Here is a 13,807-nt window from a genome sequence, read left to right as displayed (position 1 = left end):
TGAAAAAATAAAAAAAGTATAAAAATTATAAAATATCTATTTTTAATTGTGATTTTAACTTCTAAATCATTTTTCGTAATTCATCAAGATTTAACACAATAAAACTCTTGTAATCAGGATTAGCCAATATTTTATACTGTTTTTTATTTGTTTTGAAATAGGAATCCATCATAACTTCTTGTAACTTTGACACATCACTATTTAAGACAACAATTAGTTTAATTCTTTGTTCAGTACTTAAATTATCTATATATGACTGAACTTTTGATTTAAACTTACCTACCAAATTTGAATTCTTTTTTGCCATTCTCTCTAAGATAAATGGAGGTACTAATGTAAACAAATAATCATACTCCATAACATCCTCAATTGTGATTTTTTCCATAATATCAACCTTAAAATTTAAAAACAACAACCAAGTTTATATTAATATCCAATCATGTTAAATCTATTGAATATAGATTATCTTTACTCAAAATTATTTCTTACGATTTCTTATATGTGTCTTTATTGCTTTAGAAATTCCTAAAGGAGATCTTACTTCCATTGAAGCTTTTTTTTAATCTGTTTTTATAAAATATTTCTTCATCAAAAACACCATTTTGCTTATCTTGATTAATTTCACTGATAATATCATTAGCCATATCCTGATAAAACTTTACCGCCTCACTATGAGACATCCTTGTTGGAGTATAATATTGAGATACAATAATACTAACTACACTACTGCTACCACCCATCATGCTTATTTCATAGAGAAAAATGCTTTTGACGAATGCATCATCAATGGAATCATATACTTCAAGAAAAACTGGCTCGGTTTTTTCAAAATATTTCCTGTCAGTAGAGTTATCTAGGGTTTTAGAAATATTATTATATTGCTTAGAACCCAATATATCATAAAAAGCACCCATAACTTTACTTTTTTCAAGTACATTATCCATTTTACTAAAAGTTTGTCATCAAAATCAATAACTTCATCAACGAACCCTTTTTATCATCCAAGTTATCACTTCTCAGTATTACCATTATCTTGGACATTTGATGTGGGCATTATTATCTTTGAACCACAATTAGGGCAAAAATTACTTTCACCTGCATCCATTCCACAATTAGCACAATAAACCATGTTTTAATCTTCAATTTGTTGTTCATCAACACATTAATTATAATCACATTTGAAGTTAAATCGACATATAACGTGTTTATAATATATTGAGAATAAGAAAAATTAACATTCAATAGAAGGCCTTTAGTGAAAAATATGAATAAAAATAATTTCTAAAAATAGAATTAAAACAAAAATATTATTTTCATGGCCTGTTAAGAGTAACCCACCTTCTGTTTAACAGCATTCATCTTAGCGTGCTACCTTGCCTACTCAAGAGATTATCGGCAACTTTGCTCTTGCATCCTACGGAATGGCCGTTTCACCAATTCTTTTAATGTCCTCAATTAAAATCATCGTCAACCATTAAAAGCTGTATCGTTTCTGCTCCAGTATCATGCCTCTCAGCATACGTTTTTCAACGCCGTAGTCTTGTACGATGGGCGGAGTTTCCTTAGTTAATAAAAACCAGCAGCTGTCTTTAACTTGCCATGAAAAAATAATTAATAATAGTAGCAGGGCCTAGATTTGAACTAGGGATCTCGGGGTTATGAGCCCCGCGGGATCACCAGACTACCCCACCCTGCTATACGATATAAAAACAGTTATATGTATACTACATAATATGATAAATATAGTATATAAAGTTTTCGTAAAAATAGATAAAAACTGAAGAAAATAAAAAAATAAATTATTTATTTTCTAAAGATTCAATTCTTTTATCTAAATCACCTAATCTTTCTTCAGTAGCTTTTTGGAATTCCTCAGATGATTGTTTAAATTCATTGAAACTTTTTTCCAGTGTATCCACATTATTAGTAGTTTCATCAAATTTAGCTTGAAGATCATCTAAATCATTCATAGTAGCTAGAGACCAATCTTTAATTAACTGATCACTTTTTTGATCTAAAAATGCATCAAGTTTATGGGAAAATGCACTAGTATTGATAGTAGAACCATCAATATCACTTAATTTGACTTTAATTCTTTTACCCATTGATTCATATCCTTCTTCATTGTCATCCAAATTATCTTCTTTAGATAAATTTTCATATCCTGAAGTAGCTTCTTTATTTTTTCCTAAAATTTCATCCATATGAGCATCAGCACTATCTGGCACGATATTACGTAACTTATCTACAGTAGATGGACTATTTAATAAATAATAATAAACTAAAATAATAATTGCAATAATTAAAATTAAAATTGCAATAATTTCAATAGCATCCATATTACCACCTATTTATTCATTTTACTAAGTTTTTTCTCTTTTGCTTCAATTTCTTTAAGCATTTTTTCTAATTTTCTTTGTTCAGTTTCAGCTTCAAGTCTAGCTAATCTTTCATTAATTTCAGAATGAAGATAACCAACATTGCTTCTTACTTCAGTAGTAGACTGCCTAATAGCTGAAAGACTATCTTGCTGCTCCTGTGGTAATGGAATTGGATTGTCCATTAATCTTTTAGATTCAATATCTTTTTCAACCATAGACATTTTTTTAAGTTCAATTTCCTTTTCAAGAACTAAAATTGAATTTCTAGATTCTGCAACCTTTTTCCATTGGAAAACAATGATAATTAAAACGATAGCAACAATTACTAAAATAATCAAATAAAAAATTTGATTAGGTATTGTAGGAATAGTATCCATTTTTAACCTCCAATTATATTTATAGAGTAAAGTAATATAAATATAAATATAAATTTTATTTATTAAATAATTAATTATCTATATATTAAGAAGGTAATAACCTATGATAGAATCTTATATAAAAGCTGGAAAAATTGTTTCAAACATACGTAATGAAGCTTCAAAAATGATTACTGACGGAGCTTTAGTTATAGACCTTGTAAACTACGTGGAAAGTGAAATATTGAAAACTGGTGCTAAAATTGCATTTCCATGTAATGTATCTATAAATGAAATTGCTGCTCACTACACTTCACCTATAGACGATGAAACCTCTTTTAAAGCAGGAGACATGGTTAAACTAGACTTAGGTGCAATGGTTGATGGATGCATTGCAGATTCAGCAGTTACAGTTATAGCTAATGGAAATATAGATGAAAACTATACGCAAGATGAAATTAATTTACACGAAGAAATAAAAGAAGCTTCAGCTGCAGGTCTCGAAGCAGCAATAGCTACTGCTAGAGCAGGTATAGCAGTTTCCAAAATAGGTGCTGCAGTCCATGAGGCAATCGCAGAATATCATTTAAATCCTATATTTAATTTAACCGGCCATAGCTTAGAACAATACAATCTACATGCAGGAATTTCTATTCCAAATTACGATAATCACGACAATTATATTTTAGAAGAAGGCCAAGCTATTGCAATTGAACCATTTGCAACTAACGGAGAAGGTATTGTAAATGACGCTCCTGGCCATTATATATTTTCATACATGGCAAATAAACCATTCAGAATGAAAAGTACACAAAGAGTTTTAAAATATATTCAACACAACCATAACAAAGTTCCATTTTCTGGAAGATGGATAACTAATGAATTTGGGGAAAGAAAAGGATCAATTGCACTAAAACAACTATCCGAAGCAATGGCAGTTTATCCTTATGCACCACTTCGTGAAAAAGAAAATTGCTTTGTAAGTCAAAAAGAACATACCGTGATTATAGAAAAAGAAGGTTGTACAGTCACAACTACCTAGAAGAAAATTTATTTTTCTTCAACTAATTTTTTATTGAAGTAATTTAAAAAAAAGAAAAAAAAGAGAATTTAATAGATGGTAGGAACCCTAACACCCATTTTTGCTCTTCTTTCACGTTCTGCAGTGTTTTTGTCTTTTTTACCTTTAGCTAATTTTTCAAGTAAAGGAAGACCAGGTTTTACTTCATCCATTGGTTTTGTTTCAATTAAACCAGCAGATACTGCAGCTTTAAATATACTATTACCATCATCAGTTCTGGTTAAAACAGTGGACCATCCATCTGGAGATCCTACAGAACCAGTGGATACATCAGCCCATTCAGCAACATAGTCTTGACAAATGTTACATCCAGCTTGTTCGTAACCATGTGTTTCTTTAATTGCTAAACCAGAATCTTCTCCATCTTTAGTTAACCAGAATTTACCTTTACCAATGTCCATTTTAGTAGCATCAGTTAAGTCGTCAAATCCTAATTTTGCAGTAGCAAAAGTATCAAGAGAAGCCATAGGGAAGTTTTCCATACAGTAGATACCAATCATTAATTTAATTTTATTAACTACAAATCTAGTGAATGGATAAGCTTGTGCTTTCCTTAAACCTTGAACTTGACATGGTGTTGCTACAACTCCTATTTTTTCAAGACCGTATTGACGAGTTGCTTCTTTTAAAGCAGCTAAAGTAGGTGACATAGAGTATTTAGTTCCAGCTGCTGCAATTACTTCATCAGAAGAAGTTACTACAGTAGGAACAGGTCTCCAATCATCATCAGGAGTTCCAGCTACAACTGCACCTTCGATAATTCCTTCATCAAGTGCATAACAGAGCAATGCAGATACAATTCCTCCGTCTTGTGATACATCTAAGATTTTTTTCTCAGTAGATCTAGCTGAGATTGCTTCTTTATAAGTACCTAATGGCATTTCCATTCCTCCTAAAGTCCTGTTTCCTTTTTAATTCTTCCTTCAGGTAACCATGACCTTGGACACATCATATAACAAGATCCACATTTGACACATCTGTCTTTATCACAGCTAGGTCTACCTTCTGAGAAGTCCATTGCTCTAGTTGGACAAGCAAGAGCACAAGTTCCACAACCAGTACATAATCCTTGACGTACAACATTAGTTAATACATCACAACCACATCCTTTATCACATGCAGCCCAATCCATTGCAGGTTTTAAGTAATCTAAGTCACCTTCACATAAAGCAACTATAGTTTTTGCAATCATTTCAGGAGCAACAGGACAACCAGGAAGTGCTAAATCTACTTTAACTAATGAATTAATAGGTAAGAAAGATTCATGTTTAGGTTGGGCTTGTTGACCACCACGTGCATATGTGGTGAAACAACCAGTAATAGCACAGGATCCAAATGCTGCGATTAAACCAGATTTTTTCCTTGCTTCTAAAAGTTCATGTACACTGTGTTCATCTTGTAAACAAACTGATCCTTCAATTAAACATAAGTCCATTTCCGGCATTTCTTCAGCAAAAGTTCCGTGAATCCATTTATCCACTAAAGTTTGTCCATATACAATATCAACCATATCAGTTAAAACTGTAGATAAGATATCATAATTTTCGGTTAAAGACATTACATCTCCAGTACAACCACTTAAGTGTATGTAACCTATACGTGGTTTTGATGAAGCTGCTTTAGGTTCTTCTGCAGGTGCTTTGGTTTCTACAGGAACAACCTCTTCAACTTTTTTTTCTACTTTTGGAGCAGGTTTAGATGAACCACCAAAAGCCTTTTTTAATTTATCAAACATTATTTTACCCCGATTTCTTTTAAAACAATATCAATAGCTTCAGGAATCGCCTTCTCTACAGATTCAGATAAACCCACATCGACATCAGGTATTGGTATAGAAGCAGGTTTACAACCAACAATTACAACTTCACATTTTTCAGAAATTTTTTGAAGTGGTTCTTCAACAGTCATACCATGAGGATTATCATATTTTCCCACTTGCATAACATTAGGATCAAATATGCCCACAGTTCCAGGATCTGCATCTGATTCAACTACATCAATAACAATTAATTTTTTCCAATTATACTCCTTATATAAAGGGAAAAAATTCATTGGTGCAGCAGTTCCTCCATCAATAAATTGAACACCGCCTGGTAACGTTACACCTTCAAATTTCTCTTTGATTTGAGTCAATACATCACTATCAAATTCTTCCTCGACATATGAAGTAACTGCCGGATCGTAATAATCATTTTTATCATTAAAATATTTTTGTAAAAGATTAATAACTATTGGACCGTAACCATCATCTTTAAATAAGATATTTCCACATCCAATAACAATTATATCCGAATCATAAGGCATTAGTTATCCTCCACAATTATATTCTCACCATTTCATTTTTAAGAATGGATTTGTCTTCATCATCAACAACCATTACGTGAGTAGCACATGATAAACAAGGGTCATATGCTCTGATAACGTGTGGTCCATACTCATGATGGAATCCTTCGGTAGCAGGTCCCATTGTTGGAATGTTCCAAGTGGTTGGTACGATAGCAGAATAGAACCTAACTCTTCCATCAACGACTTTAGCCATATGCACATTGGTTCCTCTAGGACCTTCAATTACACCAAAACCAAGTTCCCCAGTTCCTCTTTTATCATAACTTACATTTGCAGGAGCTGCAGGATCAATTGCATCTAAAGCTTCCATACATGCATCATAGTTTACTAACATTTCATCTGCACGAGCTACATGTTGTTGGTTTACACCTTTACCTTTAAATCCAGCGAATTTTTCCATTCTTGCTCTAGGACCAGTTTCAACATTTTCACCATTGATTAATGGAATTACAGAACAAGCTTTTTTACCTATTTCCGGATCATCATACCAAGCTTCAGGTAAACATTCTGAGAAAACGTCCATATCAAAATCATTGGAACCATAAGTTGCATCAGTTGCAAGTAATGGTCTGTCCACTACACCTAAATCTGCAGGTAAACCTTTTTCAACAACACAATTTTTGATTAATTCAATGTGTTCTTCAAGTTTTGGTCTAAGTGCAGTCATTCTTTCAATTAATCTTTCTTTAGTGAATGGAGTAATGTTTCTTGCCATTCCACCAACTCTAACATCAGAAGGATGGATACCTTCACCTGCAATCATATCTACAACATATTGTACTGTTTTTCTTATTTCACTTACACTGTCAACTGCAGTAGTGAATAATTCATCAGGTACAAAATCAGTTGCGATTAAAAAGTGATGAATAGCTGCACTGTTTATATTATGTGCTGCTAAAGTAGCTTTTCTTAACAATTTTGCAGTTTTAGGAATTTCAATTCCTAATGCCATATCAATTGCTTCTGCTGAAGCCAAAGTATGTGGAATTGGACAAACACCACAAATTCTTTGACATAAAACAGGTGCGGTTTCTGGAGCTTTGTCAAGAACCATCTTTTCTAAACCCCTAACCGGAGTTATACTTAAATACATACCTTTTGTAACTATCCCCTCATCATCAACTTCCATGACTAATTCGGCATGGCCCTCTTGACGACTAGTAGGAGATATAACTACTCTATCTTTCAAATATGTCACCTCAATTAAAAATTAACATTTATTATATATGATTCATAAATATAAATAGGTTATGCTAAAATAATCATATCGAAATATATATAATACATAACTGACTAACTTATATTATTATATTTAATTAAAGGAGGAAAAAAATTGGATAAAGCAAATATAATTATTTCAATTATTATCGTTTTATGTATTGCAGCTGCCGTTGCAGCGTATGGAATTACAAATAGCGATAATCCAATCTTTTCTGACTTATCCAGTATGTCAGCAAATGACAATGATGCAGGAAATGGAATAGGAAATAATACATTGACAGGAAATGGAAGTGAAAATGCTCCAGCAGCTACTGATTCAAGCTCCAGCAGCGGATCAGGAACAAGCTCCGGAAGTGGATCAAGTTCAAGCTCCAGCAGCGGATCAGGAACAAGCTCCGGAAGTGGATCAAGTTCAAGCTCCAGCAGCGGATCAGGAACACATTTATCACAATCAGAAGCAAAAAGTATTGCAAGCGATGCTATTGAAGAATCAGGATGTTATGCTGGAAATGGAAGATATTCTGGTGGATACTGGTACTTTACCATATATGATGCACATGGCAATGCTGTAGATAGTATAAGTGTTAATGATGCAACAGGTGCTACTGGAAGAGGATAAATTTTTAATTAATCCTTTTTTATTTTTTATTAAAATTCAAAATTAATAGTTAAATATATATAATACAAAAAACAAAGTTATTATTGTTGTATGTAGAGGGCCCGTAGCCTAGCTGGATAGGGCGTCGGACTTCTAATCCGAAGACCCCGGGTTCAAATCCCGGCGGGTCCGCTCTTTATATAATCTTTTTTTTCTAAAATATTTTCTTTAAAACTAATTTACAAATAATATGGGCTTGTAGCCTAGTCTGGAAGGGCGTAAGACTCCTAATCTTAAGATCGAGGGTTCAAATCCCTCCAAGTCCGTTCCTTAAAAATCATCCAATGTGACAACATTCGGAGTGTCTTTTTCTATTTTATTAAAAGAAATTTGACCATATTTACCCCCTCCACCAGGGATAACATCTATTTCATCATTTCTAAATGATTTAATAGCTGAAGCAATATTTGAATCTATTTTTTCAATATCACTTAACTCAACATTGATTAAGACATCGATTTCCGTACCAAAATCATCAATCAACTTTTGCCATTTACCTTGAACTGTTTTTGTAGTAACCCCTTTATCATAGACTGAAGATATTATTTCAGCTAAAGGCATTATATGGACATAATTAGGTCTAAAATCAGGATGTTTTGGATTATCATAATCTGCAATTTCAGAAATTCTAAAGTCAACACCTTTTTTAATTGTCCCACCACATCCACATTTCATTTTATTCTCACGTGCTATTAAAGGATCAACCAATTTGTAACATTTGGTACATGCGGTCATGTGATACTTTCCTAAGTTTGGAACTAACCCATAATTAGCTTTAATCTTTTGATGCTTAAATGCATTTTTTATTGAAGAATATGAAATATCTTCTAGTTCTATTTGATTAAATTCCCTACCAAGTCTATGAGGCCATGGTGAGTGTGCATCAGAATTTGTTAAAAATGGAAAATCTTTAAGTTCTGAAATTCTATCTGCCATAAATGTATCAGCAGATAATCCCAACTCAACAAAATCTACCTTTTTCTCGTAACAATCATAAATACTATCATATGATTTGTACATACCCGTCCAAGGAGTAAATGCATGGGCAGGACCAATTAGACAATCATAATCTTTAACCAACTCTAAAATTTCAACACCAGATAAATTTGTTTTTGGTCTTCCATCCAGTTCTTTATTTCTAGATGGGAGTTTCTCTGATAATTCACGTGCAATATCCAGACTTGGAATGATTATTAAATGATGAATCCTATTTTTTCCTTCAACTTCAGTTGTTAAAACAAAATTCATGTCATCATTACTATAAATACCATCACCTAAATATGTGGTATTTTCCTCAATAGTATCCAACCAACCAGAATGAAAAGCATCTCCTGTTCCTAAAAGATTTAATCCTTTTAATTTAGACTTAGGAGCCATATTTTCTATCAGCATATCTTTTGATGATGCCATTGAAAAACAACTATGAACGTGAAAATCAGCATTTACTAACATGATTAAATGTTAGAAATTAAAATTATATTTATCTTTCTAATAGGTAATTAGTTTTTGAGTAAAATAAAAAAAGTAAAAAAATATACTGAAGTTTATCCAATATATCTTAAATCATCAGCATTTCCAGCATTACTCTTGTTAATTAAATCTTGTTCCATTGCTTGAGCTTTAGCAATCATTTGTTTAGTCGCTTCAGCCCGTTCATCTAATTTATCAGTATTAATCTCAAAGTTAAGTAATAATGATAATTTTTTCAAAATAGCTTCAGCGGATTCCGCATCAATGAAATACCCTGGAGTTTCACCCATAAGACAAACACCTTGAATTCCTTGACGAATTCCTAAACCTAAAAATAAACCTGAAGCACCAACGATACCACCATCATTAGATCTAATTTCAATACCAGCTTCTTTTAATAATTCAATATTAGCTTCATCAGTAGCAGCACCATAAACTTTAGGATTTTCAACAGGTTGAGGTACAGCCATTCCACCCATAGTGAATATTTTAGTTATTCCATAACCTTTAGTAAAATCTAAAATATCTTTACAGATTAAATATTGACCTTCAGGAGACAAAGCTTGAGTATTACCAACAAGAATAATTAAATCTATTTTATCTTCACCAACATCTTTTAAATAATACAACTCATTGAGCATATTATCGATGATTCCATCTTCTTTAATAAGAACTTGAGGCGGAAAAGATGGAGAATAAATTTCAGCAAATTTAGTTGCTTCTAATTCATCAATCATATGATCAGCAGCTAATTTACCCACATGTCCAAGACCTGGCAATGCTTCAATGAAAATAGGATTATCTAGTTCAATTTCTTCTTCTAAAATTTTAATTTCAGCAGCATTCACGGACATTACCCCCTCATTGATTCTTTTTTCAAAATACGACGATATTTACCATATTTATCCTCAACTGAAAATTTAGGAGGATAAATAACTTTAAGTTTCCCGCCACATTTTGGGCAGGAATCTTTTAAAGTATAAATTCCACATTCGGGACATTTATTCATTTTCATGTTCATAAGAATCTAATTATTATCTAACTCTCTTAGGAAAGAACCATTACCTTCAGATTCTTCAATAACTGCAATACACCTATCAGCTGCAGCTTTAAGAACTTTTTCAGCCAATATATAATCAGTAGATTTCACAGTGATTCTATATCTAGGTGCACCAACGCATTGGACTTTAATTTCTTCCTCGTCGTCACCATTATCTTCAGCAGCCTTAAGAGCATCAATGATAACTTCAACACCATTTGGTACAAAAGTTTCAATATCAACATAACCGCTAATATGGACTTCTGGAGGAGTAATATTTTTCTGAGCTACTTTAGTTATAGCATCAGCCCAATCCTGAGGAATTCCTTCATTAGTAAGAGATTCCGCACCTTCCTCAGAAGCAGTTTCAAAAGCACCATAAACATCTCCAAAGATGTCCATAAGCTCGTAACCTACCTCATCATAAGCATCATCTAAACTTTTATCTAATGATTTTGCAGATAATTCTAAGAATTTTTCAGCTTTCTGCTCTATTTTCCAATGTTGGATTTTTTTAGTTCTTTGGTCTTCACGAATTCTTTTTAAAGAAGCATCAACATGCCCTTTTTTGGGATTAACTCTGAGAACACGACAAACAATTTTTTGATTTTCCCTTACATGATCTCTGATATTTTTAACCCAACCAGAAGACACTTCAGAAATATGAATAAAAGCTTCTTTGCCCTGATATTCTTCTAATTTAGCAAAAGCCCCATAATTAAGAACTTTGTAAACAGTACCAACAATAAGTTCTCCTTCATCAGGCCATTCTTGACTTTTTCTTACCATATTCTCACCAACATCAATAAAAATTAAAAAATAGTAAAAAATAAGTTTAAACTAGGAAAATCTAGTTTAAAACTTTTTCAATATGTGCGGTGATTTTAGCTTTAGCACCGCGAGATTTGACAAGAGTTTTACCACAAATGATACATTTTACATCAGATGCAGCACGATCAAATATTACTTGCTCATTGTCACAATCTAAACATTTAACTTTTAAAAAGTTTCCTCTACCATTACTAACCATGTTAATCACCTATTTAGCTACAAATTCAGGTTTTCCTGTTCTGAAAGATTGTTTAATGTGAGATTTACCACATTCTTTACATTTGAGTCTTAAATCTAATTTTTTAACAGGTTTGTTTCCAGCAGGTAAAGGTCTTGGGTAACCTCTGTAACCAGCAGTTACACGTCTGAATTGTCTTTGTCCCCAGGTTAATTCACTAGCTTTTCTTTTTTTAGCAGTGTGAACTTCATGCATAGTGTGTTTTTTACAGTGAGGACAATAAGTTCTTTTTTCTTTTGGTATTTTCATATTTTCACCGTAATTAATAAATCATTGTAAATCTATCTATGAATTTATCTAAATCTAATATATGTATTAAAAAACTAGAGATTAAGACTGTATTGTAACGCATCAAGTCTACATACAGCAAAAATCCAAATTATATAAAATATAATTTTTTATTATCACAAATAGATACGATTTACATATCTATTTATTAAGTTATTTAAATTTAATGGAAAAATTAATGTAAAATTAGTTAAATTTTGACTTGACGACCTTTTCTATTTTTGAAAAATACTTTTGCATTTATCAAAGGCAAAGTTACCAAATCTTGAGGTCTGAATGGTCCATAAATTTTTTCATCAACACCCACAATAGGATTAATTTCATCAAAAACCAACATAGTAACAAGTTCTGTATCTTTAGCTAATTTCTTAGATTCCAAATCATAAAATTCATCTTGCTCATCAAAAGAATTAGGATTCTCTTCAATATTTTTTTCAGAATCTTTTTTAACTTGAGTTGGTTTAGGCTCAACTTTAGGTTTTGGAGGCTCTTTCTTTATCGGTTTTGCTCTAGCAATTTCATCTAGACGATTTAAAACTTCATCTTTAGGTTCATCATCCTGTTTTAAATCAACCACAGGGGGTTTTACATCATTAGGTTTCGGTACTAAAGTATTGGTTTGAGTTTCATTAGGTTCATCATCATCGGATAACTTTTCTAAAGAAATATTTCCTCTATGATTTTTTAAGGTATCTAATAAAGAAAAATAAAATTTTTCCTCTTCAGGAGTTAAATTAAGTGGAGTAGTATCTATTAAATCAAATTTAGGCTCTCCAGTAAATAGATGATAAGACCTGTGAATATTCACAACAGCAGCATCAGTGATTTTATGCTCTCTCCTTTCACAAATTTCCGTTGCAATAATTTGAGCTTCTTTAAGCATACCATGAATATTAGAAAATGGATCCCTAATTGCTTCTTTCCTTAACTCATCTAAATACTCATGAATTCTAGCATAAAAATCTTCATCTACACGAGCCAAAGTACTGTTATTACGTTCTTTTTTTTGAATTTTACGCAATTCTTGATAAAACTGATCCACTTAATACCATCTCTAAGTCATAATTTAAAATAAAAAAAGATAAACAGATGAAAAAGTTTATTCATCTGATTCTAATCTAGGAGCAAGCAAGAAACTGAGTTTACCATCACCAGTAACCATAGTAAGACTTAAACTTAATGGCATATCAGTACCTAAACTAATTTCAGCTTCCTCTGAAAATTTGTCTGCTTTAAGCATTTCTCTAATTTTATCCAATGAGAATAAAGCTTTTGCATGTTCTTGAATATTTTCACCATGAAGATATTTAACACTCGCATCCCCAAATTCACCATCTGCAGATGCTATAAAGTAATCTTCATCAACTTGTAATGCAATCTTATCTGAGAAAATATCAATATCATTAATACAATCTTTTAAAATTGAGAAACGTACTTTAAATTTAGTTGGATGATTAAGTTGAGGTGGAGCAGGACTATCATATTCCATATCAATTAATCTAATTTTGAAAGTTCTTGTAGCATCACCTTCGAAAGTAATAATGAAATTACCTTCATCTACAGACATTAAAACTCTATCTTGTGATTTAGCTCTCTTAAGAACTTTCATAAATTCATCTGTATCAATATTAATTTTTTCAGGAACATCACAAACATATTCATCAAATAAACTAGATTTAAGTTCTAAATGTACGAAAGTTATGTGACTACGGTCTAAGGCATCTAATCTCATGCCTTCACTATCAGTTTGAATTTGTACTTCATCAACAATGGATGAAATAGCATCAAAACTGCTTTTTAAGATATTAGAATCACTTAATTCTGCTTTAAACATAAATAATCCTCTAGTTAATAATGTAATTATATTTGTTTTTTATATATAATAAGTTTATCTTTTT

General features: G+C 31.8%; 18 protein-coding genes, 3 tRNA genes and 1 other RNA gene. 4 read left to right on the top strand and 18 right to left on the bottom strand.

Annotated features, from left to right (window positions below; translation table 11 throughout):
- Positions 1-61: 61 nt before the first annotated feature.
- The 6 genes from ACR0P1_RS03415 to ACR0P1_RS03390 form a co-directional block, all read right to left on the bottom strand.
- Entirely contained in the window at positions 62-385 is a 324-nt protein-coding gene (locus ACR0P1_RS03415; RefSeq protein WP_432645003.1) for a hypothetical protein, read from the bottom strand.
- A 130-nt stretch (positions 386-515) separates the two neighbouring features.
- A complete protein-coding gene (locus tag ACR0P1_RS03410; RefSeq protein ID WP_432645002.1) occupies positions 516-944 on the bottom strand; it encodes a hypothetical protein in 429 nt (142 codons plus the stop codon).
- A 374-nt stretch (positions 945-1,318) separates the two neighbouring features.
- Positions 1,319-1,598: RNase P RNA component (rnpB, locus tag ACR0P1_RS03405), an RNA gene on the bottom strand.
- A gap of 23 nt (positions 1,599-1,621) precedes the next feature.
- Positions 1,622-1,696 (bottom strand) — tRNA-Met (locus tag ACR0P1_RS03400).
- A gap of 103 nt (positions 1,697-1,799) precedes the next feature.
- A complete protein-coding gene (locus ACR0P1_RS03395; protein ID WP_432645001.1) occupies positions 1,800-2,339 on the bottom strand; it encodes a hypothetical protein in 540 nt (179 codons plus the stop codon).
- Between the two features lie 8 nt (positions 2,340-2,347).
- Positions 2,348-2,758, bottom strand: a complete 411-nt coding sequence (locus ACR0P1_RS03390; RefSeq protein ID WP_432645000.1) for a hypothetical protein — start codon at positions 2,756-2,758, stop codon at positions 2,348-2,350.
- A gap of 103 nt (positions 2,759-2,861) precedes the next feature.
- Here ACR0P1_RS03390 and map point away from each other — a divergent pair, with 103 nt between their 5' ends.
- A complete protein-coding gene (gene map, locus ACR0P1_RS03385) occupies positions 2,862-3,779 on the top strand; it encodes a type II methionyl aminopeptidase (RefSeq protein WP_432644999.1) in 918 nt (305 codons plus the stop codon).
- Positions 3,780-3,847: 68 nt separating this feature from the next.
- On the opposite strand, the gene frhB is transcribed toward map, so the two are convergent.
- The 4 genes from frhB to frhA are packed head-to-tail and all read right to left on the bottom strand — an operon-like array spanning position 3,848 to position 7,353.
- Complete coding sequence (frhB, locus tag ACR0P1_RS03380; protein ID WP_432644998.1) at positions 3,848-4,699, bottom strand: coenzyme F420 hydrogenase subunit beta; 852 nt, start codon at positions 4,697-4,699, stop codon at positions 3,848-3,850.
- Positions 4,700-4,710: 11 nt separating this feature from the next.
- Positions 4,711-5,553, bottom strand: a complete 843-nt coding sequence (gene frhG, locus ACR0P1_RS03375) for a coenzyme F420 hydrogenase subunit gamma (protein WP_432644997.1) — start codon at positions 5,551-5,553, stop codon at positions 4,711-4,713.
- Complete coding sequence (locus ACR0P1_RS03370) at positions 5,553-6,122, bottom strand: hydrogenase maturation protease (protein WP_432644996.1); 570 nt, start codon at positions 6,120-6,122, stop codon at positions 5,553-5,555. Before ACR0P1_RS03370 ends, frhG begins: the two co-directional genes overlap by 1 nt.
- A gap of 16 nt (positions 6,123-6,138) precedes the next feature.
- On the bottom strand, positions 6,139-7,353 hold the full coding sequence (gene frhA / locus ACR0P1_RS03365; protein ID WP_432644995.1) for a coenzyme F420 hydrogenase subunit alpha: 1,215 nt from the start codon (positions 7,351-7,353) through the stop codon (positions 6,139-6,141).
- A 144-nt stretch (positions 7,354-7,497) separates the two neighbouring features.
- Here frhA and ACR0P1_RS03360 point away from each other — a divergent pair, with 144 nt between their 5' ends.
- From ACR0P1_RS03360 to ACR0P1_RS03350, 3 genes are all read left to right on the top strand, one after another.
- Complete coding sequence (locus ACR0P1_RS03360; RefSeq protein WP_432644994.1) at positions 7,498-8,004, top strand: endoglucanase; 507 nt, start codon at positions 7,498-7,500, stop codon at positions 8,002-8,004.
- A 97-nt stretch (positions 8,005-8,101) separates the two neighbouring features.
- A tRNA-Arg gene (locus ACR0P1_RS03355) sits at positions 8,102-8,175 on the top strand.
- 60 nt (positions 8,176-8,235) lie between these two features.
- Positions 8,236-8,309 (top strand) — tRNA-Arg (locus tag ACR0P1_RS03350).
- A 4-nt stretch (positions 8,310-8,313) separates the two neighbouring features.
- On the opposite strand, the gene ACR0P1_RS03345 is transcribed toward ACR0P1_RS03350, so the two are convergent.
- From ACR0P1_RS03345 to pcn, 8 genes are all read right to left on the bottom strand, one after another.
- The gene (locus tag ACR0P1_RS03345) at positions 8,314-9,495 is read right to left on the bottom strand and encodes a TIGR00375 family protein (protein WP_432644993.1); all 1,182 of its coding nucleotides are present in this window, start codon (positions 9,493-9,495) and stop codon (positions 8,314-8,316) included.
- 92 nt (positions 9,496-9,587) lie between these two features.
- Complete coding sequence (locus ACR0P1_RS03340; RefSeq protein WP_432644992.1) at positions 9,588-10,367, bottom strand: proteasome assembly chaperone family protein; 780 nt, start codon at positions 10,365-10,367, stop codon at positions 9,588-9,590.
- Positions 10,367-10,534, bottom strand: a complete 168-nt coding sequence (locus ACR0P1_RS03335; protein WP_432644991.1) for an RNA-protein complex protein Nop10 — start codon at positions 10,532-10,534, stop codon at positions 10,367-10,369. The genes ACR0P1_RS03340 and ACR0P1_RS03335 overlap by 1 nt, the downstream gene beginning before the upstream one ends.
- A 6-nt stretch (positions 10,535-10,540) precedes the next feature.
- Positions 10,541-11,341, bottom strand: coding sequence for a translation initiation factor IF-2 subunit alpha (locus tag ACR0P1_RS03330; RefSeq protein ID WP_432644990.1), 801 nt, complete (start codon positions 11,339-11,341; stop codon positions 10,541-10,543).
- 61 nt (positions 11,342-11,402) lie between these two features.
- Positions 11,403-11,582, bottom strand: a complete 180-nt coding sequence (locus ACR0P1_RS03325; RefSeq protein WP_303345555.1) for a 30S ribosomal protein S27e — start codon at positions 11,580-11,582, stop codon at positions 11,403-11,405.
- Positions 11,583-11,591: 9 nt separating this feature from the next.
- Entirely contained in the window at positions 11,592-11,870 is a 279-nt protein-coding gene (locus ACR0P1_RS03320; RefSeq protein WP_069575597.1) for a 50S ribosomal protein L44e, read from the bottom strand.
- Positions 11,871-12,099: 229 nt separating this feature from the next.
- The gene (locus tag ACR0P1_RS03315; protein WP_432644989.1) at positions 12,100-12,951 is read right to left on the bottom strand and encodes a DNA replication complex subunit Gins51; all 852 of its coding nucleotides are present in this window, start codon (positions 12,949-12,951) and stop codon (positions 12,100-12,102) included.
- Between the two features lie 57 nt (positions 12,952-13,008).
- Positions 13,009-13,743 (bottom strand): proliferating cell nuclear antigen (pcna), encoded by a 735-nt coding sequence (gene pcn / locus ACR0P1_RS03310; protein WP_432644988.1) that lies wholly within the window; start codon positions 13,741-13,743, stop codon positions 13,009-13,011.
- Between the last annotated feature and the right edge of the window lie 64 nt (positions 13,744-13,807).

Source organism: Methanobrevibacter sp. (assembly GCF_050872065.1).
GTDB lineage: Archaea > Methanobacteriota > Methanobacteria > Methanobacteriales > Methanobacteriaceae > Methanocatella.
Note: the sequence above shows the minus strand (reverse complement) of the source record. Positions and strands in the feature narration are given on the sequence as shown.

Excerpts from the sequence above, each read along its gene's own strand:
- ACR0P1_RS03395 (WP_432645001.1), bottom strand. The coding sequence starts at position 2,339 with ATGGATGCTATTGAAATTATTGCAATTTTAATTTTAATTATTGCAATT.
- ACR0P1_RS03325 (WP_303345555.1), bottom strand. The coding sequence starts at position 11,582 with ATGGTTAGTAATGGTAGAGGAAACTTTTTAAAAGTTAAATGTTTAGAT.
- pcn (WP_432644988.1), bottom strand. The coding sequence starts at position 13,743 with ATGTTTAAAGCAGAATTAAGTGATTCTAATATCTTAAAAAGCAGTTTT.
- ACR0P1_RS03390 (WP_432645000.1), bottom strand. The coding sequence starts at position 2,758 with ATGGATACTATTCCTACAATACCTAATCAAATTTTTTATTTGATTATT.
- ACR0P1_RS03410 (WP_432645002.1), bottom strand. The coding sequence starts at position 944 with ATGGATAATGTACTTGAAAAAAGTAAAGTTATGGGTGCTTTTTATGAT.
- map (WP_432644999.1), top strand. The coding sequence starts at position 2,862 with ATGATAGAATCTTATATAAAAGCTGGAAAAATTGTTTCAAACATACGT.
- ACR0P1_RS03340 (WP_432644992.1), bottom strand. The coding sequence starts at position 10,367 with ATGTCCGTGAATGCTGCTGAAATTAAAATTTTAGAAGAAGAAATTGAA.
- ACR0P1_RS03370 (WP_432644996.1), bottom strand. The coding sequence starts at position 6,122 with ATGCCTTATGATTCGGATATAATTGTTATTGGATGTGGAAATATCTTA.
- ACR0P1_RS03330 (WP_432644990.1), bottom strand. The coding sequence starts at position 11,341 with ATGGTAAGAAAAAGTCAAGAATGGCCTGATGAAGGAGAACTTATTGTT.
- ACR0P1_RS03415 (WP_432645003.1), bottom strand. The coding sequence starts at position 385 with ATGGAAAAAATCACAATTGAGGATGTTATGGAGTATGATTATTTGTTT.
- ACR0P1_RS03320 (WP_069575597.1), bottom strand. The coding sequence starts at position 11,870 with ATGAAAATACCAAAAGAAAAAAGAACTTATTGTCCTCACTGTAAAAAA.
- ACR0P1_RS03345 (WP_432644993.1), bottom strand. The coding sequence starts at position 9,495 with ATGTTAGTAAATGCTGATTTTCACGTTCATAGTTGTTTTTCAATGGCA.
- frhG (WP_432644997.1), bottom strand. The coding sequence starts at position 5,553 with ATGTTTGATAAATTAAAAAAGGCTTTTGGTGGTTCATCTAAACCTGCT.
- ACR0P1_RS03335 (WP_432644991.1), bottom strand. The coding sequence starts at position 10,534 with ATGAACATGAAAATGAATAAATGTCCCGAATGTGGAATTTATACTTTA.
- frhB (WP_432644998.1), bottom strand. The coding sequence starts at position 4,699 with ATGCCATTAGGTACTTATAAAGAAGCAATCTCAGCTAGATCTACTGAG.